This is a genomic window from Mucilaginibacter gotjawali, assembly GCF_002355435.1.
Lineage (GTDB): Bacteria > Bacteroidota > Bacteroidia > Sphingobacteriales > Sphingobacteriaceae > Mucilaginibacter > Mucilaginibacter gotjawali.
This window is the reverse complement of the sequence record NZ_AP017313.1, coordinates 1,448,144-1,469,147: the sequence shown is the minus strand read 5'-3', so window position 1 is coordinate 1,469,147 and position 21,004 is coordinate 1,448,144. Positions and strand designations below refer to the sequence as shown.

The window sequence follows — 21,004 nt, the reverse complement described above, 5'->3', positions numbered from 1 at the left end:
CATTATAACCTTCCCACAACTCCCCTAAAAAATCCGCATCGTCAGCAATGTAACATCATCAATTGGCTTGCCTTTGATCACTTTCTTGATATGATCCATCAGCAGTTCGTTCAGGGTGTCAGGGTCTGATGTTCCATGAGTATCTACAAAATCGATCAGGCTTTCTTCGCCCCAGGTTTTATCGGCGGAGTATTCATGATCCAGCAAACCATCTGTATAATTTACGATCAGCGTGCCGGGTTCAATATCTATTTCACCCTGGTTAATAAACGGCAACTCATCAAAAACACCAATCATGGTAGTGCCCAGTTTCAGGGTTATAGCTTCGCCCTGCGACAATAAAATGGTGGCGTTGTGCCCGGCGTTGATATAATTGAGTTTCCTTGTTTTTTCGTTGTATTTAGCCAGAAACAGTGTGATAAAACGTTCACCTTTGGTATTATTGATCACAATCTTATTCAGCCGGTCAACAACATTGGTCAGATCATCTTCCACAGCCGACCATGCCCGTAAACTTGCCTGGAAATTTGCCATCAGCAAAGCGGCTGAAATTCCCTTACCCGATACATCAGCAATACACCATAAAAATTCATGCTTGTTCAGCCGGATAAAATCAAAATAATCGCCCCCGATATTTTGGTGGGGGATGTATCTTGCACTTACCTCAACACTGCTGTCTTTATAGGTTTTCAAAGGAATCAGCATATTCTGCACCTCGGCCGCCAATTCCATTTCCCGGTGAAAACGCTCAGATTCAAGCCTTTCCTTAAACAATTTTTTATTTTCAAGCGCAACCACAATAACGTTGATCACGGTTTGTATAAAGTTCAGGTCATTGTTCAGCAACTCGCTTGAGGTGTTAAAATCACCGATCAGCGCATAGGCTAATGCCTTCTTTTTATGATAAATAGGGATGAAATAATCGTAGGTACAAAGCAAGGAATCCTCGTGGTTGGCCAATGGTTCCGGCCATTTTACTTTGCTTAATTTTTGGCAGGCAACATGCAGCGAGCCGACAGGCTCAATGTCCCCGCCATATTTTGACAGCAAAACAAAGTTGCCCTCCCGTTCAATTAAAAAACGGAGTTTGCCCACCTGCAGGTAACTTTTTAAAATAACCTGCAGCATTTGTATCAGCACCGGTGTACGGGTATCTTTGTTAATAGCCTGGGTAACTTCAAGTAACGCGTTTAACTCTGTCTGCCTTTTGAGCAACAAGCGAATAAGTTCGTCCTCGGCTGAAATTTCGTCAATATCCAATATCAGTTAATTAAAAAGGTCTGCCTAAAATAAAACATTTTTTTTTAAATGCGGGTACTTTGTGATTTTATATCGAATGCATCCCGCAATCCAACCGTAACCAAATTAAAAGCGTATACCAAAAGCATGATCGCCAGTCCGGGCATAATTGCCAGGTACGCCGAATCCATTACAATGTAGCCATAATGCTCTTTTATCATGCTTCCCCATGTTGGCATAGGGGGTTGCGCCCCAAACCCCAAAAAGCTTAACCCGGCCTCCAATAATATGGCCGAAGCAAAATTTGATGACGCCAATACCAATATCGGGCCAACGATATTTGGCAAAATATGGCGCGAAATGATGCGTGTATTATTAAAACCCAATGATCGTGCAGCTTCTACAAACTCCACCTGCTTAAGGCTCATTACCTGCCCGCGCACCAAACGGGCCACTTCAACCCACATGGATAACCCTACGGCAATAAATATTTGCCATAAGCCTTTCCCCAGGGCAAATGAAATGGCGATCACCAGCAGCAATGCGGGTAATGCCCATAAAATATTCATCAGCCAGCTTAGCGCAGCGTCAATCCACCCCCCAAAATAACCGGCAACCGCCCCTATAGTAACCCCAAGCAACAGGCTGATGATAACTGACATTAAGCCAACGGCTAATGAGATGCGGCTCCCCAATATCAGGCGGCTCAGCATATCGCGTCCGTAAACATCTGTACCTAACCAAAAAGTTCGATGATAAGCCCCCCAGCCCCCTAAAAGGGGAGTTTTTAAACCGTAGGCGCCGCCCGCCGGGGCAAAATATGCCTTCCGTTCAGGTTTATCTTCAGCACCAATGTATTCATTAACTATAATTGAATCTTTCACATACCGGTAACCTGTGATAGGGATATCCCGGTAAAAAGATGGCTGCCCGAAGAGCATTTTAGCGAAGATGTTCGCCGTATCTACCGGTTCAGTTTTTCGCAGGCGCAGCATCATAAATGCAGACCCCGGTTTTTTAACACTTAACTGTATCGTCATGTTGTTGGCCATGGGGGTCGAATCGGGCATTATCAAATAGCCCAATATGGCGGTAAGGGTAATCATGATGATAAAAAACATCCCCGCAACAGCAATTTTATTGCGCTTGAACACTTTCCAGGTACGTTGCGAGGGGCTAAGATCAGTCAAACTTGTTTTGGGATAAAGATACGGATTTTTGTGAGTGCTTGATTGACCCGGATAATTTGATCTTTGTTTTTTCTCCGGTGCAAATTCTATCACTATAAATAAGCCCTATCCGCTTATTAAAATATCACTAAAACAAAGCCATATATTTTATTGTATTAGGGACACTTAAATAATTCTTACTATTATTGATGTGGAAATCATTTATATACGATATAGCAAGGTAAACAAGGCACGCCTTTAACAAAAGTGACCGCCTGATAAATTACTCCGCGCCGAAAAAAATTTATATTTGCTTACCGATTATTGTCCCAGTCTTTAAAAAATGCATAAGTATTCAAAACAGATCCGACTATTATTAGCAGTTGATTGTATTATTTTTGGTTTTGACGGTGAGACGCTTAAGATTCTGTTAATAAAAAGGGGCTTTCAACCCGAAAAAGGTAACTGGAGCCTGATGGGAGGCTTTGTACAACCAAGTGAAAGTATTGACCAGGCCGCCAGCAGGATATTAAAACAACTAACAGGTTTAGATGGGGTTTATCTGGAACAATTGCATACTTTCGGCGACACCGGCCGCGATCCTATTGAAAGAACAGCGTCTGTGGCTTATTTTGCGCTCATTGACATCCATCAATACGAAACACAGCTGAGCAACGATTACCATGCCGAATGGTTTCCGCTTAAACGTATTCCAAAGTTGGTTTTTGATCACCAGGAAATGGTAGAGGCCGCCAAAAGGCGGATTCGTTATAAAGCTGCTTTACACCCTATATTATTTGAACTTTTGCCCAAAAAATTCACGCTTCCACAGCTGCAAATACTTTACGAAAGCGTTTTTAATACCACAATTGATAAAAGAAACTTTAGCAAGCGGGTATTGGCTACCGGCCTGCTGATTAAGCTAAACGATAAGGATAAAGCAGGGTCAAAACGGGGCGCGTACTATTACCAGCTGAATATGCAGCATTATTATGCTAAATTTCAGGCGTTTCTGAATTTCATCCCAAATCCGGACACGCTTCATCTTTAGTAACTTTATAGTTTCCCCGGAAACACTTTAAATGTTTTTACCAATTACTTGTTTATTTAAATAATTAAGTGTTGTTTTGACACGAATTATACAACCGATTATGAATAAGGACCAATTTGTGATTGGAGTGGACTACGGCACCGACTCCGTTCGCTCCGTACTGATCAATGCCACAAATGGCAACGAAATAGCTTCCTCGGTATTTAATTACCCCCGGTGGCGGGATGGTTTGTACTGCAACGCTGCTGATAACCAATTCAGGCAGCATCCCATTGACTATATAGAGGGCTTGGAAACCACCATTAAAGATTGCCTTGCTAAAGCCGGTGGCTCTGTTGCCGGGGCGGTTAAAGGCATCTCTGTGGATACCACCGGGTCGACACCGGTGGCTGTTGACAGCAATGGTGTGCCATTGGCGCTTACCCCGGGATTTGAAAATAATCCCAATGCGATGTTCGTTCTTTGGAAGGACCATACTTCGGTTAACGAAGCAGCACAAATCAATGAACATGCAACCAAATTTGATATCAATTACCTTAAATATGTTGGCGGCATTTATTCGTCCGAATGGTTTTGGGCAAAATTACTCCATATATTAAGAGCCGATGAACAAGTGCGCAAGGCATGCCATTCCTGGGTGGAACATTGCGACTGGATCCCCTTCCTGTTAACCGGCGGTAGCGGAGCAGGTAACATAAAGCGGGGCAGGTGCTCCGCAGGGCATAAAGCCCTTTGGGCCGAAGAATTCGGAGGATTACCTCCTGATGAATTTTTCTCGTCTCTTGATCCATTGCTAACAGGCTTTACTTCAAGATTATTCACCGATACGTTCACGTCTGATCAGAAAGCCGGCTATTTATCAAAAGAATGGGCCGACCGGCTTGGTCTCTCCACGGACGTTGCTGTGGGCGTTGGGGCGTTTGACGCGCACATGGGCGCCGTAGGCGGACAAATAGAACCGTATCACCTCAGTAAGGTAATGGGTACTTCCACCTGTGATATTTTAGTGGCCCCCACTGCCGAAATGCAGGGTAAATTGGTAAAAGGGATCTGCGGACAGGTGAATGGCTCAGTTATCCCCGGAATGACCGGCCTGGAAGCCGGCCAATCAGCATTTGGCGACACCTATGCCTGGTTTAAAAATGTGATTTCATGGCCATTGAATAATTTGCTGAAAGATTCGGCAATTATAGATACTAAAACTGCAGAGGCTTTACGAAACGAAATCAGCGCCCGTATTATACCTGAGCTGAGCAGGCAGGCCCAATTGTTACCTATAGACACGAGTAATGAACTGGCGATAGATTGGCTTAACGGCCGCCGGACACCTGATGCTGATCAAACGCTTAAAAGTGCCATTACCGGGTTAAACCTGGGCAGCGATGCGCCAAAGATCTTTCGTGCGCTAGCCGAAGCAACTTGTTTTGGCGCTAAAAGCATAGTTGACCGTTTTATACAGGAAGGCATACCTGTTAAAGGGATCATCGGCATTGGCGGCGTAGCGAAAAAGTCGCCATTTGTAATGCAAATGATGGCAGATGTTTTGGGAATGCCAATCCGCATCCATCAATTTGAACATACCTGCGCTTTGGGTGCAGCCATGTTTGCAGCAGTTGTTGCCGATATTTATCCTACCGTTGAAGATGCCATGGCAGCAATGGGCAGCGGTTTTGATGTGGAATACTATCCGGATAAGCAACTCAATGAAGTATATACCAAACGCTACCGGCAATATGCTGACCTTGGTAAATTTGTGGAATGGCAGGTAGCGGTTAAAGCATCCAATAATGAACACAAAATATACCAGGCGTAATCATGGGCATTTATCAACATATCAAGCAGGAAGCTTTTGAAGCAAACATGCAATTGCCTGCGCTGGGCCTCGTACTGTTTACCTTTGGCAATGTAAGCGCTGCCGACAGAAGTTTGGGCGTTTTTGCAATTAAACCAAGCGGTGTCCCCTACAAGGAACTTTCGCCGGAAAAAATGGTGATCGTGGATTTTGAAGGGAAGGTGATCGAAGGCAGTTTAAGGCCCTCATCCGATACCAAAACGCATGCCGTTCTCTATAAAAATTGGGAAAGTGTAAACGGAATTGTACATACCCATTCTACCTACGCCACTGCCTGGGCGCAGTCGCAACGGGATATCCCGATATATGGTACTACCCATGCTGATCATCTTACGGTTGATATCCCATGTGCGGCACCGATGGATGATGAAATGATACGGGGTGATTATGAACATGAAACCGGCCACCAGATCATCAATTGCCTGAATGAGCGCGGGCTGCATTACCGGGAAATTGAAATGATCCTGGTGGGCAACCACGCGCCTTTTACCTGGGGGAAAACGGCTGATAAAGCGGTTTATAACAGCGCTGTATTGGAATCGGTAGCCCAAATGGCCCTCTTAACCGAACAAATAAACCCCGAAGTACAGCGGCTTAAGGCATCATTGATAAAAAAACATTTTGAACGAAAACATGGCCCGCGTTCGTATTACGGCCAATAAAACAGGGAGCGCCATCACCGCAGCCGTCTCCGTCAAACTGAAATTATAAATAAATAAACTAAGAGTAATGATCGATCTGAAAAAATTTGAAGTCTGGTTTATCACCGGCAGCCAGCATCTCTATGGCGAAGAAACGCTTAAACTTGTTGCCGAACATTCGCAGCAAATTGCCACAGGTATGGATGCTTCCGGAAAAATACCCGTTCGTATTGTTTACAAACCTATTGTAAAGAGCACGGAAGAAATTTATGAAACCCTTATGGAGGCTAACAGGGCCGAAAACTGTATTGGTATTATTACATGGATGCATACCTTCTCGCCTGCAAAAATGTGGATCCGCGGATTAAGTATCCTGCAAAAACCAATGCTCCACCTGCATACCCAATTTAACCGCGATATCCCCTGGAGTTCGATTGATATGGACTTTATGAATTTAAACCAAAGCGCCCATGGCGACCGTGAGTTTGGATTCATTGTTTCGCGCATGCGCAAAAACCGGAAAGTGGTGGTTGGCCATTGGCAAGACAATGAAGTATTGGCACAAATTGATGCCTGGACAAGGGCGGCAGCCGGCTGGTACGACTGGCAGGGTGCAAAATTTGCCCGCTTTGGCGACAATATGCGCTTTGTAGCGGTTACCGAGGGTGATAAGGTGGAAGCTGAACTTAAATTTGGCTACGCTGTTAATACCTACGGCGTAGGCGACCTGGTGGCCGTAATCAATGCCGTAAGCGACGAAGCGATTGATGCGCTGGTTACCGAATACGAAGCAACTTATAGCATGGATGCGGCACTGCGTAAGGGCGGAGAAAAACACTCATCGGTTTACGAGGCTGCCAGGATTGAGATAGGCCTGCGCACGTTTTTAGAAACTGGCGGCTTTAAAGGTTTTACGGATACTTTTGAAGACCTGCATGGTATGGTGCAGCTTCCGGGTATTGCCGCCCAGCGCTTAATGGAGGCTGGTTATGGTTTTGCAGGTGAAGGCGACTGGAAGACTGCCGCCCTCGTTCGCGCATTTAAAGTAATGGGCAGCGGGCTTAAAGGCGGCAATGCTTTTATGGAAGATTATACCTACCATTTTGACCCGGATAATAACCTGGTGCTGGGTTCGCACATGCTCGAAATAGACAGCTCGTTAGCCAACGGCAAAATAGCACTTGAAGTGCACCCACTGGGTATTGGCGGCAAAGCCGATCCTGCCCGCCTGGTGTTTAACGTGGCCGGAGGGCCTGCATTAAATGCATCCATCATTGATATGGGCAACCGTTTCAGGCTGCTCATCAACGAAGTTGAAGCTGTTGAGCCGCAAAATGAGCTGCCTAACCTGCCAGTTGCCCGTGTATTATGGAAACCCCTTCCTGATATGAAAACAGGATGCGCTGCGTGGATCTATGCCGGGGGCGCCCATCATACCGCCTACAGCCAAAACCTCACGGCTGAACATTTACAGGATTTTGCAGATATGGCAGGGCTGGAATTTTTACGCATTGGCAAAGACACCAGGCTTGATCAGTTCCGCAATGAAATCCGGTGGAACGAGGCCGCCTTTAAATAAGCCCTTTAACAAAACAGGCATACCGGGTAAAAACCTGTATGCCTGTTCTTTATTACGCGCTCTATTTCAATAAGAAGCAAAAACATGTCTGTTCGGCTTAGCTATATTACCGGGCAGCCTTAACCGACTGCTTTATTTAAAGCAATAATGGCCGTTTTAAAATCCTCCCGCGCGATCAGGAACTGAATATTCACTTTCCTTAACGCCATTCCGACGCTTTTTATGTTAATATCATGGCTGGCGAGTGCATCAGCGCTTTTCGCCAATAAACCGGGCTGATCCATATTGGTACCCAGCAGGCACACCATGGCCACTTGCTCAACGGTAACCTTTTCCACTACTGCTTCCAGGTCGCCTATCAACGCATCATTAAAGTCACTTTCCCATATCACTATCGAAATGCTGTTGGCGCTGGTGGCTTTAAATGTATAGCTGACGCCGTGTTTATGAAACAATTTCATAATCTGTAAGTCACTGCCTACATTGCCAACCATTAAGGGGTCATACGCATCTATCATTACCAGTTTATCCATCCCGGTGATCACCTCTACCCTCTTCTGTTCCGAGATATATTCCCGGGTGATCAATGTGCCCGGGTGAGATGGTTCAAAAGTATTTTTGATCCGCAGGTGGATCCCGTTGATCTCGAGCGGTTTTGATGCTTTTGGGTGGATGGCTTCCATGCCCACATCTGCCAGTTGATCGGCTATATCATAATTGGTAAAGCCCACCGGTTTGCAGTTTTCAATCCCAACAAGCGCAGGGTCGGCGGTGGAAAGGTGGTATTCCTTATGGATGATGGCCTCCTTCGGTTTCAGGATCTCAGCAATCTTACTGAAAGTCACTTCCGAATAACCGCGGTCAAATTCCCGCATAATACCTTCGGTGCCTTTGGCATAACCGGTGGCAATGCAAAGGCAGTCTTCCAGGTTCACAGTGGAAAATGCTTCTTTAATGCGCTGGTCTATGGTGAGCGGCCGGGGATCGTCAAAGCCGCTCAGGTCGATCAGTTTTGCACGGATGCCTTTGTTCTGTAAGATATGCGTGAGGTTAAATGCCGAATGTGTTTCGCCTATGGAGGCCAGTATTTCTCTCGCCGCCAGCAAAATACCTTCCTGGCTCACATAACCCGACGCCAGTATATTGGATAAATTTTCGAGGTACACCTGTGCGCGGGCCACATGATTTTCAATAAAGCGGTCGGCAACATCAAGGTCGAGCCCCAGCCCTGTGTAGCGCTGGTTAATGGCCTTTAATTTTAATACAAGTTCTTTTAACGGCCCGTGAAAATCCTGGTATTTGGCCAGTTGGTGGTAAACGCCGGGAGCACCGGTTTTTTTATCTTCAAGCAATATATTGGTAACCCCCGAAAAAGCCGATACTACCAGTACCCGGTTATACAACCGCTCCGCAGAGCGTTCAAACAAAACAATATTATCAATTACTTCACCCAGGGCGCTCATGGACGTCCCGCCTATTTTTTCAACAGTTAGCATGCTTAAATCCCGATCTCTTTTTTTCGCCTAAGCTATTAATTTTTGGCTTAATGATATAATGGAATGAAAAATTTGGCGGGCAGCATGTATTTATCTGGTATTAAATTAATTATTTGATAATATTAAGTAAACATATCCTATAAAAGAGTTGCTTATGTTAGCAATGTGTTAAGTATTTATCAGGCTTTTCCATGATTTCTCCGCTCAAAAAAAAAATAGCACTATTGATTGCTGTGGTGTACACGCTATTTGCATGTTGCTATGTAGTGCTTTGCAGCCGGGATACTGCAGAAATAAACCTGGCGCAAACCATTAAGTTGATTTTTGCGAAACAGGGCGGTAAACCTGCCGCTCCGGTTGATGCGATCGCTTCAAAAAAAGGCCCTGTCAGATCAAAATTCTTATCCAGGCCAAGAGTAATTACTCAAAAAATGGCCGCTCCTGATTTTTCAGCTGTTGCTTTTTTATTCCTGTTGCTCTTTACGGTCTTCTTCTCCTTTCCCAAACAAAATTTATTATTCTTACCGATTTTTTCCCTGCCGGATCCCTACCCGGGGATTGTTTTTTTTAATAATTGGCGCATTTGATTTTTTGAACTTTTTAGCCACTAATTAGTGTAATGCAAAATGATTGATAGCCGCAGTAATGGTTATTTATTTGGTTTCAGTTCAATTATGTTAATATTAAAAAGATGACAGACGATTTGATCATTCAACAATTAAAAAATAAAGAGGCACAATTGATATACGAACTTAAAAAGGTACAGTTGGCGTTGAACGCTTTTATTGATAAAAGCATGCCATTCGGAAATTTAACCGGCAATACTGTGAATTTTGATGACACGGTACCAAAATCGTATACCCCGAACTTAACTTATGGGAGCAAGATCCTGTTCATCCTTCACCGGGAAGGCAAACCCATGCTGGTGGATGAGATTGCGGAGGCGATACATCAATTTGAACCTGAACTTGAACTACAAAGGCTGCATAAAAGCGTAAGCCACAATCTGTCAATGCTTGCCAAATATGCAAAGATCAGAAAACATCCATTCAGCCGGAAAATCAAATACTCTCTTTAAAAGATTTCCGTGACAAATATCCGGCAAAAGCTGATTTCAATTTAAGCCGGATATTTTTACATTTTCTTCAACGATAACTGCAATCATCAGGGTTGCTGACAAGCAGAAAGTTCATCTATTTCGAAATTAGCAATATTTATTATTGGTTAATAAATTTTCCTCCGGTCAATTAATTGGCATTTGGGAAAAATCTTGTTAACAAAGGTGGATTTTTTACCTGTTTGTTTAGTATTTGTTAACTTTTTGTTATTGTTCCAGGCATGATTTCATAATACACCCCGGGTAGTTTTGTCGCAGATAAATAAAAACCCACATGAAAAAAGTTTACTAAGATTTTCGCGATTACTATTAACACTGGTAATTGTGTTTTCGTTTTGCGGCAAGATGCATGCGCAAAACCTCCCGGTAAGGGGTATTGTTTTGGATAACAATAACCAGCCATTGCCCGGAGTAAGCATATTTATAAAGGGTACCGATAGAGGAACCCTGACAGGTGTAGAAGGCAGGTTTACCTTGTCCGTTGACAAAGGACAGACACTGGTTTTCAAATCAATTGGTTTTATTACCCAGGAAATTGTTGTAAACGAGACAAATTTGTCGGTACAATTATTTCAGGATAATAAAGCATTAAATGAAGTAGTAATTACCGCCCTCGGCGTAAAGAAAGAGTTTCAGAAACTTGGCTATTCGCAATCACAAATCAGCGGTGATGAATTAACCACAGCGCGCGATGCCAATCCGCTCAACTCGATGGCCGGTAAAGTTGCCGGTTTGACTATAGGTGCCAGCTCAGAGTTTTTTGGCGCACCGACAGTTGTTTTGCGCGGCAGCAAAGACATATTGTATGTGATAGACGGCGAGCCGGTAGAATCGAATACTTATGACTTTAACCAGGATGACGTTGATACTTATACCGTTTTAAAAGGCCCCAACGCTGCGGCACTTTATGGATCGAGGGGTATTAATGGCGCTATTATTATCACGACTAAACATGGAACTAAAGACAAAAAAGGCTGGCAAATTGATATAAACAGCACCCTTGAAGCAGAAAAAGGCTTCCTGGTGTTACCAAAGGATCAGTATGAATACGGCCGTGGAACCAAATTTGCCTACGCATACGGCAACCAGTTGTATGACAATAACCAGCGCTTACCCGAATGGGGGCCGCGTTTTGACGGCGTTTTTCAAACAACTCAGTTTGATAGCCCCTACAATACGGTTACCGGTGTAAGAACACCTACTCCGTGGGCTGCACGCGGAATTAATAACTTTAATAACTTCGTACAAACCGGTTATACCAGCACAAATTCAGTGTCATTGTCCGCCAGCGGATCGAATTATGATATGCGTTTGTCTTACGGGCATACGTATCAGCAGGGCGATTTCCCGAATACCAAACTGAATATCGATAACTTCAAAATTTCAGCGGGATATGACATCACGCCAAAGTTACGTTTGGATGGTGATTTAAACTTAAACTTACAATACTCGCCAAACATTCCCGACGTGAGCTATGGCCCGAATAGCTACGCTTACGAGTTTTTTGTTTACGGATCATCAGATTACGATATAAACGCATTAAAGAACATTTACCAGGGCCCGCAGGGTGTGCCTAACCTGGTACAATATGCCCAGGAATACGGCCGCGAAAACAACCCCTGGTTCCAGGCAAAAAAATGGCTTAAAGGCAGGGATAACCAGGTAGTTAACGGGTCATTACGGTTAACTTACAAATTCAATAACGACCTGAGTGTAGCCTTGCGCAGCTCATTGGATACTTATAACGAACTGAATACAGAAGATGTGCCTTCGTCTACCAACTTAAACCAGTACCTGCCATGGTATTATTTCGGATGGTATGGTGATTACAGGCAGGATCAGCGTAACCTGTTGGAAAACAATACCGACGTTACCGTAAATTATAACAAAAAGATCAGGAATTTTAATATCAGTGCTTTAGCAGGTGCAAACGAGCGTTCTTTCAGGTACCTGTCCAACTGGGCAACCACAAAAGACCTTTCATTACCAAACGTTTATAACCTGGATAACTCAACGAATCCTATCCTGAGCTATAACTTCAATTCAAAAATGCAGGTTAACAGTGCTTACTACTCTGTCGATCTTGGCTACAAAAATTACATTAATATCAATACAACAGGTCGTGTTGATAATATCTCTACCCTGCCATCCAGCAACAACACCTATTTCTACCCTTCGGTATCGGTAAGCTCGGTGGTAAACGATTATGTTAAATTGCCTGAATTCATTTCATTCTTTAAGGTAAGGGGGTCATTCGCTGATGTTAAGGGCGCATTAACCAATCCTTATATCCCATCGGCATACGCCGCTGTAACCGGCAATAGTATAGGTAGTTTATTGGGTTATAGTACCGAGCACTTTACACCTTATAATGGCCCCAATTATGTAAACTCAAGCTCGGTGTCACCAACTACTTATTACAATGGTTCGCCGTCTGTAAATCTTTCAAACACTATTGCCAATGCCAGCATCAAACCTTATGACGTAAAATCATACGAGTTTGGCGCCGACCTTAAATTTATCGGCAACAGGCTGGGCTTAAATGCTACCTATTTTACAACAACCAACGGTCCAAACATTTTCTCGTTACCGGTTGCATCTTCAACTACATTCAGCTCGCAGATTGTAAACGGTGTTACTACCAAAAAGAAAGGTGTTGAATTGGAACTGGTAGGCTCCCCATTAAGAAGCAAAGATGGTTTAAACTGGGATGTAAACATCAACTATTCAAATTATAAAGAAACCCTTGCTTCTATTTACGGAGGTGAAACAGGTTTGTATCAAAATAACCACCTGTACCATATTGGCGACCGTTTGGACGCTATCTACGGTACAAAATTTGTACGCGATGGCAGCGGAAACATCATCAACAGCGGTGGAGCCCCCATACAGGCGCCAGGACAGAGCAATAACGCGCAATTGGGCTTATTAGGCTACGCCGATCCAAGTTTCGCGTTTGGCATTACCAACCATTTTACCTACCAAAACTGGAGCCTTAGCTTCCAGTTTGACGGACGTATCGGCGGTAAAACCTACGATTATACTTATTACCATGCAATGAACGGCGGCACCGCCGTTGAAAGTGCTTCCGGCGCTTACGGCGCTGCGCGTTTGGCTGAATGGAACAGCACTGCAGAGGGCACTAAAAGTGCAACCCCGGCCTATGTTGGCCCAGGTGTTACACTGGTTTCGGGGACACCAACTTATGGCCCGGGCGGCGTAATAACTAACCTAAGCCAGTTAACCTTTGCACCTAATACTACCGCAGTAACCGTTCAGGGTTATATCTCCAGCGGTTTGGGTGGTAACTTTGACGAGTACTATATGATCAGCCGTTCATATGCAAAATTGCGCGAAGCAACTATCGGTTACTCGCTTCCTTCAAAATTATTACAGGGTACATTCATTAAAAAAGCATCCTTTTCAATTGTAGGCAGAAACTTATTGTATTTCGCAGCACGCAAAGATATCGATCTTGATCAATACGCATCGGGTTACGATGCAAGCTCAAGAACTTTGGTGGGTGGCAGCGGCGGCTCAGATTTAGCGAGTCCGACAGCGCGTCGCTACGGTCTTAACATCCATTTAACATTCTAAATTGTTTAATTGATCAAAAAAGAAATTTATGAAAATAAAATCATTTTTACCATTAGCACTGCTGTTAACAGCAGGCATGGCTGCAATAACCGGGTGCCAGAAAGGCGACCTGGTTGATAATCCTAACGTGGCATCGTCAAATGGCGTTGTTCCGGCAACACTTATTTTGAACCACATCACCGCCAAGCTTATCCGCAACGATGAGCAACCATTTTCTACCGGTTCAAAGTCGTCTCAGGACGTATTATCTACGTATGTGTATTACTTTGGCAACAACAATTATAACTTTGGTAATACCGAAGACAGCTACGATATATTAAAGTATGCTATCGCCCTACAAACACAATCCACTACCCAGCTTGGAAATACAACCAATAAATATTACGCTTTAAGCCAGTTTTTTAAGGCTTATGCCGGCATCTGGTTATCACAGCGCGTAGGTGACATCCCTTTTTCACAGGCGGGCAGTGCTTCTATCCTGACGCCTAAATACGATACCCAGCATGACGTTTATAAAGCTGCCTTGGCAATGCTTGATAACGCAAATGCTATTTTAGCGCCCATCGCTGCTGCTAGTCCTAACACTGTTTTAGACAAAGGTGATATATTTGGTTTAACCAATTTGCAATGGCAAAAATTGATCAATACTTATACATTAAGGGTATTAATCAGCTTAAGCAAAAGAGCAGGTGACAATGCCGATCTTCAGATACCGCAAAAATTTGCTGCTATTGTAAACGGTGCCTCAAGCACTTACCCTATTATGACAGGCAATGCAGACAATTTGGTTTATGTGTACAACCAGGCGTTTAATCCTTATGCAACACTTAACCTTGGTTTACAACCTTATAACTCATATGACGGTATAGGCTTGCCTTATTTAAACGCAACAGCGCCTAACCAGGATCCGCGCCTTTTGGTAGTTGCAACACCAGCTATCAGCCAGGTACAAGCCGGTAATGCGCCCGGTAGCTTTGCCTCATTCGTTGGGGTGGATGATAATCAATCGGTGAGTTCATTACAGGCAATTTCATTTAACAACTATTCGCATTCCAATTACAACCGTTACTTTGCACTGCCCGGCGCTTATAACGGCGCAAATGCCGAGCCATTTGTTTTTATCGGCTACCCCGAAATGTGTTTTAATATAGCTGAAGCAATAAACAGAGGCTGGGTATCGGGACCAAGCTCAGCGGCATGGTATACCAATGGTATAAATGCTTCTTTAGCATTGTACAAAATTACTGACGGCGAAACCCTGCAAATTGCCGACTATACAGGCGCTGCTTTAGGCACCGCGACCGTAAACCTTGGCGCTTTTATAGGCAACGTAGCCTACGCCGGCGACAACGCAACTGGTTTAGCGCAAATATTTACCCAGCGTTATGTGGCGATGCACCTTAACTCAGGCTTCGAATCGTTTTTTCAATGGAGAAGATCTGTTAGCACGACCAATCCAAACGGTATCCCGGCATTTAGCCAGGGCGGCCCTGGTATCGGAACTGCGAATAACCTGATCCCGCGTCGTTGGTTATATCCGGCTAACGAAGCATCCTATAACACAGCAAATTACCAGTCGGCTATCCAATCGCAATTTGGCGGTACGGACGACCCGACTAAAGATACCTGGCTTACTAAATAGGATAAATAATTTATATTTTGAGCAGGGGACTTAGCCGGGACCCCTGCTTTTTTAGTTTAATGCAAATTTTAATTCCATTAATTATGAAAAAGTATCTTTTATTATTTAGCGCCATTTGTTTTTATTCAATTTCAAACGCACAGGTAGCTGACAGCGCCAAAAGGCATGTAGTTTTACAGGGCGCCGCCAATTTTCGCGATCTGGGTGGTTATGCAACTGCTGATGGTCACCATGTTAAATGGGGCGAAGTTTACCGCAGCGCGGACATCAGCAAATTAACCGATGCCGACCTGGCCATCCTGAAGCAAAAGAATATCAATTATGATGTGGACCTGCGCGGCCGGCAGGAATCGGCACAGGCGCCTGATAAACTTAACCCCGGCATGGATTATATTTTATGCCCGGCAGGAAGCAATAATAGCCTGAATGACTGGATGAAGAGCATCGCGCATGCAAAAGGCACTGCCGGAGATTCATTAATGGTAGTTTATTACAGCAAAACAGATTCGCTGGCGGCCCGTTACAAACCGTTTTTTGATAAATTACTGGGGTTACCTGTTGGGCAAAGCCTGGTTTTCCATTGCACTGCAGGTAAAGACCGTACCGGTATTGGCGCCGCTTTACTTTTATACAGCCTGGGTGTACCGTACGAAACGATCATGAGCGATTACCTGGCGTCAAATTATTACCGTAAAGATGCGAATACCAAAATGATTAACCAGATGGTGAATTTTATGCATATAGACCAACAGGTTGCGTCGGATATGGCCGGCGTTAATAAAGAGGATCTTGATGCCACATTTAATGCGATTACCCTAAAATATGGCTCCGTTGATAATTATTTGAGGACCGAAATCGGTTTAGATGATACTAAGATTGCCATGCTTAAAAAGAAATTCCTGGAATAGCTTATAATTACCCGGTATCAAAAAAACAGGGTAAGTTGTGGCTGCATAAGAATTTCATATACATTTGGTTATGTTACCAGGTCAACCCGATTTGTTAAACGCTTCAAAACGGCTTTTCCATGTGAGCGAAGAGCCCCGTATACGGATCTTTAAACCCAGGCCGTCACCCTCCCCGTTCGCTGACATTAAGGGAGATGTAGTTTTTGCTATCGCAGGTAATTTGCTGCACAATTACCTGTTGCCACGTGATTGCCCGCGGGTAACTTATTATGCCGGTACAAAAACCGCCAAAGCAGACAAAGAAAAATTTATCGGGTCATCTGCCGCTGAATTTTTTGTGTGTATCGAATCAGGTTGGTACCAGCGGGTAATGGAAACCAGGCTCTACTGCTACGAATTTTTAAGCGATAATTTTGAACTGATAGATGAAAGTGCCGGTTATTATGTTTCTTACCAGCCTGCTGTCCCTCAATCGGTCATTCCTGTCAGCGATATTTTGTCCGCGTTATTAAGCAGAAATATTGAACTTCGTTTTATGCCATCACTTGTTCGGCTGGCAGAAGATGTAAGTAAATCAACCCTTAATTTTTCAAATATCAGGATGCGGAATGCGGCGCTGAAATAATATTTGATATAGATCTTTTAATCATATGACAGAAATTAATCACGGAGAATTTACAGATCCATGGCGCGGGGCAAAACCAATGACCGAAGCTCCGTGGATACATGAAACTGCTATTGTAAAAGATAGCCGGATGGGTGCGTGGACGGCGGTTGGCGAGCGCTGCGAGGTATTTTCGAGCGACCTGCTGGATTACGCATACCTGGTTAAAGATGTTGAAGTGTTTAACGCCGAGGTTGGCAAATTTGCAAATATAGCATCAAGCGTACGTATTAATCCGACGAACCACCCTATGTGGCGCGCCACGCTTCATCATTTCACCTACCGCTCCAAATCACATTTTATGGCTGATGATGACGACGACGAAGTGCTTGAATGGCGCAAACAATACCGTGTAACGATAGGACCTGATGTTTGGATAGGCCATGGGGCCATTTTAATGCCCGGAGTTTCTGTAGGGACGGGTGCAATTATAGGCTCCGGCTCAATTGTAACAAAAAATGTGGAAGATTATGCCATTGTCGCCGGTAACCCGGCAAAGGTAATCAGGCGAAGGGTTACACAAGAAGTTGAAGCCGCTTTTAAACGCATTGCCTGGTGGAACTGGAACCGTGAGCAACTGATAGCTGCTCTACCCGATTTCAGGAAATTAGATGCACCTGCTTTTACTGCCAAATATGATGCACTTTAACAAATACCTCCCCCATTCGCGTTAAATTTAAACTCCGGGCGCATTTATGCGCTTTAGGAATAAAGGCCATGCTAACAAACAGCGTGGCCTTTGTTATTTATTTTTATTTAGATTAATTATAAATAATGCTTGGTAATTCAATTCGCGCTACTATCTTTGCGCTTAATTAGAATTAATCTAAATAAGACATGAAAATAACATACCAAACAATTACAAAACTCTTTTTTTGCTGTTTACTATCTGCAATGTCGTTAGGGCCGATGACCTCACTACCGGCAAAATCTCGGGAACAGTTAAAACGTCTGACGGTAAACCCGCCGCTTATGTTACTGTTACAATTATAGAATTGAACAGGGCAACCAGCACAAAAGAAGACGGCTCGTACCTCATCACAAATATCAATCCCGGCAATTACACACTATCAGTTTCCCTTATCGGGATGCAAAACCAGGAAAAAGCCGTTACCGTTTCGGCATTAAAAACAATAACGGTAGATTTTATCCTTGCGGAAAATGCATCGCAGTTGAACGAGGTAATCATCAACGCAAACAAAACGCCCAAAGCCGTAACACTGGATAAGGCCGGGCTGCGTGCCCTTGACCTTCCGCAAAGCACCGGGACAGTTAGCGCCCGCGTTATTGAGGACCAGCAGATTAACCACCTTGGCGATGCCATTAAAAATGTGAGCGGCGTATCACTAACCCAAACGCGCGGCGGTGTGGGCGAAACGTTTTCTGCCCGCGGCTATAGCATTGGTATAGGGGGCGGCGCAAGCAGTATTTTTAAGGATGGCATACTAACTAATACAGCAGGCTTTCCGGAGGCAAGCACACTTGAATCTGTAGAAGTATTAAAAGGCAGTGCCGCCCTGCTTTATGGCAATGTTTCCAGTGGTTTAATTATCAATATGGTTACAAAAAAGCCGCGGTTTGAAAGTGGCGGCGAGGTTTCCATGCGGTATGGAAGCTATAATATGTTTAAACCTTCGGTAGATATCTATGGGCCGGTCAGCGAAAACGTAGCCTTCAGGCTGATTGGCGTTTACGAGAACGATGGCAGCTACCGCAACCATGTGTACACTATCCGCAAATATGTAAACCCGTCGGTGCTGTTTAATCTTGGTAAAAAAACAACCCTGCTGGTTGAGGGCGATTACCTGCGTGAAAGCTTAACCCCCGATTTTGGCATTGGATCTCTCAATAACGGTAGGGCAATCCCTACCATGGTGCCGCGTTCGCAGTATATCAATACCGCCTGGGCATACAGCCATATGAACCAGTTTTCGGGCATGGCAACCCTTAACCACCAATTCAACGATAACTGGCGTTTAAATGCCATCATTTCAGGGCAGGGAACCGACATCGATTCATACCAGGCCAGCCTGCCCAATACGGTAAGCGCCACGGGAGAGTGGAACAGGGGCCTCGCACGTGCCAATACCATTGAAAATGATTACGTCGGCCAGGTAAATTTAACCGGCAAGTTTAAAACCGGGCCAATCACCCACCAGGTGCTGATCGGTACCGACCTTACGAAAGTGGTAAATGTTACCAATGGCTACAGTATTAACGGCCAAAACATCAGCACTTATATTTATGATAAAATCAACACCATCGATCTTACAAAATATTCCCAGCGCACGGATATCCCCACCGCTGCGGACACCTCGCGTACAACTGCCCCGGTTTACCGTGTGGGTACATATGCACAGGACCTGGTAAGCCTTACCAATAAATTTAAAGTACTGGCAGGCATCCGCTGGTCGTGGCAGGAAACAGATCAAACCAGCATTAATTACTTGCAGAAAGGCACTACCGGCAACGGAACTGCCATCACAAGGTACGACCGCGCCTTTTCACCAAAATTCGCTTTCATTTACCAACCCGTAAGTACCACTTCGGTATACATCAGTTACAGCAACAATTTTATTGTAAATACCGGTACAGATGTAAACACAGGCCAGGGCCTGAAGCCATCGCTGGTTAACCAATACGAGCTGGGTTCTAAAAACGAATTTTTCAACGGCAAAATCGTGGCAAACGTAAGTATATACCGTATCATCAATAGTAACCTGGCAGTAGTTGCGCCTTATAAAGCAGATGGCACCGTTAACAGCGACAACACGGTTAAAGTACTTAGCGGTGAAACCACCAGCGATGGTTTTGATATCGACGTAACCGGCCATATCTCGAAGAATTTTTATTTTATTACCGGTTATTCGTACAACAATGCGCGTTATACTAAAACCTCGGGCTTAAAAGGATCGCCTGTATCAGGCGAGCGGCTGGTGATCAGCCCGGTAAGTACCGCCAATGCTACGCTGTTTTATACATTTGACACCCCTGCCCTTAAAGGATTTAAAGTAGGTGCAACCGCATTTTACACCGGCAGCCGGATGGCAGGTTACAACAACACAGTAGGCCAAACTCAGGCCTACAGCAGATTAGTGCCTGTGGGCGGTTTCACTACGCTCGACCTCACCGCCGGGTATACCTATAAAAAAATCTCATTGCTGGCCAGTGTAACCAATATTACCAATACCATGAATTATTTAATTCATGATAACTATAGTATTACGCCCATTGCACCGAGGCAATTTGTCACTACTTTGGCTTATAAGTTTTAGCGATAAATACTTTTGAATTCATTCAGCGCAGCTATTCTTTTAGAAATAGCTGCGCTTTTTTATAACCAAAATACTGATTCCGGCCGGCATCAACCGACCTGCTTTAAGCTGCTTCGGATAATAAAAGCTGATATGAGAATGTTGAATTGTAATAAATCGCGTTGAATCTATTGTTTGTATGCCTTTCACTTCTCTGATTCATTATTAACCTGCTCCGTCAGCTAAATTTAGCGTTGATTATTTGAACAAAAATTTAAAACCTAAATGTTGATACTACTGCAATTTTTCAGTAATGCACTGCGATATTCAAATTGGCTTAGTGAGCGATAATTAACAATGGAGGAATTGTAAATTTAGTAACCATTTGTATCAAGGTATTCAAATCAAAAGGTTTTTCCAGGTAAGCATCCGCACCACAGTCTTTTGAAATGTCTCCAAGGTTTGGGTGGGTCGACATTAAAATTACCGGAATTTCTTTTGTGAGTAAATTTGATTTTAATTCTAAACAAAGCTGGCTGCCATGCCCATTCGGTAAATAATAATCTAATATGATGATGTCGGGATTACTTTTGATGATATCTATCGTTGATAGTATAGAGTCAGACCTTTCATATTTAAAACCTAAGTCATTAATCAGATAATTAATGCATTGGGCGGTATCAGCATCATCTTCTATTATAAGGACCTTTTTCATAAATAATCAAAAGTTAAAGCGCTTGATAATTAGGCGATTACTCAATAGGGATTATAAAGATATTCAGGTTTAATTAGTTA

Annotated in this window: 16 protein-coding genes; 12 read left to right on the top strand and 4 right to left on the bottom strand. The window is 43.9% G+C overall.

From position 1 onward, the window contains the following. Positions 1-24 precede the first annotated feature (24 nt). Together MgSA37_RS06740 and MgSA37_RS06735 are read right to left on the bottom strand one after the other, a co-directional pair. The gene (locus MgSA37_RS06740) at positions 25-1,260 is read right to left on the bottom strand and encodes a PP2C family protein-serine/threonine phosphatase (protein WP_232010795.1); all 1,236 of its coding nucleotides are present in this window, start codon (positions 1,258-1,260) and stop codon (positions 25-27) included. 44 nt (positions 1,261-1,304) lie between these two features. Beyond that, positions 1,305-2,429 carry an ABC transporter permease gene (locus MgSA37_RS06735; RefSeq protein WP_096357314.1) on the bottom strand — a complete coding sequence of 375 codons (1,125 nt, stop codon included), beginning with the start codon at positions 2,427-2,429 and terminating at the stop codon, positions 1,305-1,307. Positions 2,430-2,751: 322 nt separating this feature from the next. On the opposite strand from MgSA37_RS06735, the gene MgSA37_RS06730 reads away from it, so the two are divergent. From MgSA37_RS06730 to araA, 4 genes are all read left to right on the top strand, one after another. After that, on the top strand, positions 2,752-3,459 hold the full coding sequence (locus tag MgSA37_RS06730; RefSeq protein ID WP_096350642.1) for an NUDIX hydrolase: 708 nt from the start codon (positions 2,752-2,754) through the stop codon (positions 3,457-3,459). A gap of 100 nt (positions 3,460-3,559) precedes the next feature. Beyond that, on the top strand, positions 3,560-5,272 hold the full coding sequence (locus tag MgSA37_RS06725) for a ribulokinase (RefSeq protein ID WP_096350640.1): 1,713 nt from the start codon (positions 3,560-3,562) through the stop codon (positions 5,270-5,272). Positions 5,273-5,274: 2 nt separating this feature from the next. Next, positions 5,275-5,973 carry an L-ribulose-5-phosphate 4-epimerase gene (locus MgSA37_RS06720; protein WP_096350639.1) on the top strand — a complete coding sequence of 233 codons (699 nt, stop codon included), beginning with the start codon at positions 5,275-5,277 and terminating at the stop codon, positions 5,971-5,973. Positions 5,974-6,040: 67 nt separating this feature from the next. Continuing rightward, complete coding sequence (gene araA / locus MgSA37_RS06715) at positions 6,041-7,531, top strand: L-arabinose isomerase (RefSeq protein ID WP_096350637.1); 1,491 nt, start codon at positions 6,041-6,043, stop codon at positions 7,529-7,531. A 119-nt stretch (positions 7,532-7,650) separates the two neighbouring features. On the opposite strand, the gene MgSA37_RS06710 is transcribed toward araA, so the two are convergent. Next, positions 7,651-9,027: an aspartate kinase gene (locus MgSA37_RS06710; protein ID WP_096350636.1), complete on the bottom strand. Its 1,377-nt coding sequence runs from the start codon at positions 9,025-9,027 to the stop codon at positions 7,651-7,653. 317 nt (positions 9,028-9,344) lie between these two features. Between MgSA37_RS06710 and MgSA37_RS06705 the strand changes: the two genes are divergently transcribed. The 8 genes from MgSA37_RS06705 to MgSA37_RS06670 all read left to right on the top strand — a co-directional run bounded on the left by MgSA37_RS06705 (position 9,345) and on the right by MgSA37_RS06670 (position 20,230). Then, the gene (locus MgSA37_RS06705) at positions 9,345-9,614 is read left to right on the top strand and encodes a hypothetical protein (RefSeq protein WP_157750477.1); all 270 of its coding nucleotides are present in this window, start codon (positions 9,345-9,347) and stop codon (positions 9,612-9,614) included. A gap of 104 nt (positions 9,615-9,718) precedes the next feature. After that, on the top strand, positions 9,719-10,105 hold the full coding sequence (locus MgSA37_RS06700; protein ID WP_096350632.1) for a hypothetical protein: 387 nt from the start codon (positions 9,719-9,721) through the stop codon (positions 10,103-10,105). 384 nt (positions 10,106-10,489) lie between these two features. Next, positions 10,490-13,741 (top strand): SusC/RagA family TonB-linked outer membrane protein, encoded by a 3,252-nt coding sequence (locus tag MgSA37_RS06695; RefSeq protein ID WP_096350630.1) that lies wholly within the window; start codon positions 10,490-10,492, stop codon positions 13,739-13,741. Positions 13,742-13,769: 28 nt separating this feature from the next. Beyond that, the gene (locus MgSA37_RS06690) at positions 13,770-15,383 is read left to right on the top strand and encodes a SusD/RagB family nutrient-binding outer membrane lipoprotein (RefSeq protein ID WP_096350629.1); all 1,614 of its coding nucleotides are present in this window, start codon (positions 13,770-13,772) and stop codon (positions 15,381-15,383) included. Between the two features lie 83 nt (positions 15,384-15,466). Further along, the gene (locus tag MgSA37_RS06685) at positions 15,467-16,291 is read left to right on the top strand and encodes a tyrosine-protein phosphatase (RefSeq protein WP_157750476.1); all 825 of its coding nucleotides are present in this window, start codon (positions 15,467-15,469) and stop codon (positions 16,289-16,291) included. Positions 16,292-16,361: 70 nt separating this feature from the next. Further along, positions 16,362-16,916, top strand: coding sequence for a DUF6886 family protein (locus MgSA37_RS06680; RefSeq protein WP_096350626.1), 555 nt, complete (start codon positions 16,362-16,364; stop codon positions 16,914-16,916). A 25-nt stretch (positions 16,917-16,941) separates the two neighbouring features. Further along, positions 16,942-17,604 (top strand): LbetaH domain-containing protein, encoded by a 663-nt coding sequence (locus MgSA37_RS06675; RefSeq protein ID WP_197706098.1) that lies wholly within the window; start codon positions 16,942-16,944, stop codon positions 17,602-17,604. A gap of 226 nt (positions 17,605-17,830) precedes the next feature. Beyond that, a complete protein-coding gene (locus MgSA37_RS06670; RefSeq protein ID WP_197706097.1) occupies positions 17,831-20,230 on the top strand; it encodes a TonB-dependent receptor in 2,400 nt (799 codons plus the stop codon). A 316-nt stretch (positions 20,231-20,546) separates the two neighbouring features. On the opposite strand, the gene MgSA37_RS06665 is transcribed toward MgSA37_RS06670, so the two are convergent. Further along, positions 20,547-20,924, bottom strand: a complete 378-nt coding sequence (locus MgSA37_RS06665; protein ID WP_096350622.1) for a response regulator — start codon at positions 20,922-20,924, stop codon at positions 20,547-20,549. Positions 20,925-21,004 lie beyond the last annotated feature (80 nt).

What these genes read in the sequence shown, in the direction of transcription:
- MgSA37_RS06725 (WP_096350640.1), top strand. Translation starts at nt 3,560, where the DNA reads ATGAATAAGGACCAATTTGTGATTGGAGTGGACTACGGCACCGACTCC.
- MgSA37_RS06685 (WP_157750476.1), top strand. Translation starts at nt 15,467, where the DNA reads ATGAAAAAGTATCTTTTATTATTTAGCGCCATTTGTTTTTATTCAATT.
- MgSA37_RS06680 (WP_096350626.1), top strand. Translation starts at nt 16,362, where the DNA reads ATGTTACCAGGTCAACCCGATTTGTTAAACGCTTCAAAACGGCTTTTC.
- MgSA37_RS06665 (WP_096350622.1), bottom strand. Translation starts at nt 20,924, where the DNA reads ATGAAAAAGGTCCTTATAATAGAAGATGATGCTGATACCGCCCAATGC.
- MgSA37_RS06695 (WP_096350630.1), top strand. Translation starts at nt 10,490, where the DNA reads ATGCATGCGCAAAACCTCCCGGTAAGGGGTATTGTTTTGGATAACAAT.
- MgSA37_RS06720 (WP_096350639.1), top strand. Translation starts at nt 5,275, where the DNA reads ATGGGCATTTATCAACATATCAAGCAGGAAGCTTTTGAAGCAAACATG.
- MgSA37_RS06675 (WP_197706098.1), top strand. Translation starts at nt 16,942, where the DNA reads ATGACAGAAATTAATCACGGAGAATTTACAGATCCATGGCGCGGGGCA.
- MgSA37_RS06710 (WP_096350636.1), bottom strand. Translation starts at nt 9,027, where the DNA reads ATGCTAACTGTTGAAAAAATAGGCGGGACGTCCATGAGCGCCCTGGGT.
- MgSA37_RS06700 (WP_096350632.1), top strand. Translation starts at nt 9,719, where the DNA reads ATGACAGACGATTTGATCATTCAACAATTAAAAAATAAAGAGGCACAA.
- MgSA37_RS06730 (WP_096350642.1), top strand. Translation starts at nt 2,752, where the DNA reads ATGCATAAGTATTCAAAACAGATCCGACTATTATTAGCAGTTGATTGT.
- MgSA37_RS06690 (WP_096350629.1), top strand. Translation starts at nt 13,770, where the DNA reads ATGAAAATAAAATCATTTTTACCATTAGCACTGCTGTTAACAGCAGGC.
- araA (WP_096350637.1), top strand. Translation starts at nt 6,041, where the DNA reads ATGATCGATCTGAAAAAATTTGAAGTCTGGTTTATCACCGGCAGCCAG.